Source organism: Candidatus Parvarchaeota archaeon, assembly GCA_016866895.1.
GTDB lineage: Archaea > Micrarchaeota > Micrarchaeia > Anstonellales > VGKX01 > VGKX01.
In genome coordinates, this window is record VGKX01000190.1 from 1 (window position 1) to 1,840 (window position 1,840).

The 1,840-nt window shown below is 50.1% G+C and carries 2 protein-coding genes; both read left to right on the forward strand.

Going from position 1 to position 1,840, the window contains the following annotated elements; all coding sequences use genetic code 11:
- The coding region (locus tag FJZ26_05780; protein MBM3229918.1) for a hypothetical protein at positions 1 to 648 on the forward strand (648 nt) is incomplete at its 5' end.
- Between the two features lie 160 nt (positions 649 to 808).
- A partial coding sequence (locus FJZ26_05785; protein ID MBM3229919.1) for an adenylosuccinate synthase occupies positions 809 to 1,840 on the forward strand: 1,032 nt, incomplete at its 3' end.

The following is a 1,840-nucleotide window of genomic DNA, read 5'->3' on the forward strand; positions in this document are numbered from 1 at the left end:
AACAAGGCCTGCTCTGCCTGCGAGCTTGTGTTCGGCCTGCTTGGCGCAAACAACATAGAAAAGATGTCGGCGCTCTGCCTTCTTTGCGGCATTGTTTCCGATTCCTATTATTTCAGGTCGGCCTCCGCAAAAACCTTCCACATAACCTCATCACTTTTGAAAAAATCCGGCCTTACCTACCCCCAAATACTTGGTTTTGTGGAGCAGCCAAAGGACCTGGCACACAGGATGTCGGTGCTTGAGGCGTGCAGGGAGGCGCAAATAATCAGGATAGCGCCTGCGGCAAACAGGCTTGGCCAAAACGATTTTCTCATTGCACTGTCCCAGTCGGCAAGTTTTGAGGCAGAGGCTGCAACGGCACTAATCTTTCTTGGAGCAGATGTGGCAGTTGTCGGCCATGCAGGCAAGAATCTGGCAAGGATATCAGCCAGGATGAAAAACGCCTATGCAGGCAGCCTTGACATGTCAAAAATCATGGCAAAGGCTGCGCGCCTGATTGGGGGAAGCGGCGGGGGCCACATCTGCGCAGCAGGGGCGCATGGCACAAGGCCCCAGGGCCTTGTTGATGCGTTAAACCTTGCAGAGAAGCTTGTCAGGGCCAAAGTTGAGAAAAGGGCAAAGGCGCAAGAAGCTGAAGGCAAAAAGTAATATGGGCGTGGCCGCCTTGCTGCTTTTTATTTCCTTGCAAGGCATACTATAAATGCATCATTGGCAGGCATAGGCAAACAAAATATTATGCCAAATTAATCGAAATAATATCAACCTAATAATATCAACCTAATAGAAAAATTTTTTTCGTGGTGTAAAAATGTCCGGAACCGTTGTAGTCGGATTGCAGTGGGGGGACGAGGGCAAGGGTAAAGTCATTGACTTTCTTGCTAGTCGGTCTGAGGCGGTTGTGCGCTTCAACGGAGGCTCAAATGCAGGACACAGCGTTAAAGTCGCGGGGGTCAAATACGCCTTTCATCTCATGCCCTCAGGCGTGCTCTCAGGAAAGCAGGTCATGCTTGGGGCAGGTGTTGTAATTGACCCACAGGTGCTTGTGGACAAGGAGCTTTCAATGCTTTCCCAAAAAGGCATAATCCCGCTTTTGACAATAGACACAAAGGCCCATGTAATTACTCCGTATCATAAACTCCTGGATGCCTACCATGAGGAGTCGTTTGGCAAGGCTGCTGCAGGTTCCACAAAAAGCGGAATAGCGCCTGTTTATTCAGACAAGCACGCGCGGGTGGGAGTTCGCGTGCAGGACATGCTTGACGATGCCAAACTTAGGGAAAAACTTGAACTTGCAAGAAAGCGGTTTTTCGAGATTTCAAAAGCCCTCTACGGAAAGGAAAACATCCAAGTTGAAAGCTGCACTGATTCCTATCTTAAATATGCTGCAACACTCAAGCAATATGCAGGGGACGTTTCTTGCAAGATTAACCTACTTCTTGATTCAAAAAAGCTTGTGCTATTTGAAGCTGCACAAGCTGCCATGCTGGACATTGACCACGGGCTTTATCCTTTTGGGACCTCATCCAACACGATTGCCGGGGCTGCCTGCACGGGCGCTGGCGTGGGTCCGACAAAAATTAAGCGCGTCTTTGGCGTCATAAAAGCCTACACCTCTCGGGTCGGCAACGGCCCTCTTCCAACAGAGCTTGTGGATGAAACAGGAAGCAAAATCCGGGAAAAAGGACACGAATACGGCACAACGACTGGCAGGCCAAGGCGTGTGGGCTGGTTGGATTTGGCCTGCGTAAAATATGCGGTGCAGTTAAACGGCGTCACTGACCTGTGCATTGTGCACCTGGACACTCTGGCGGGGTTTGAAAAAATCAAGGTGTGCACTGGC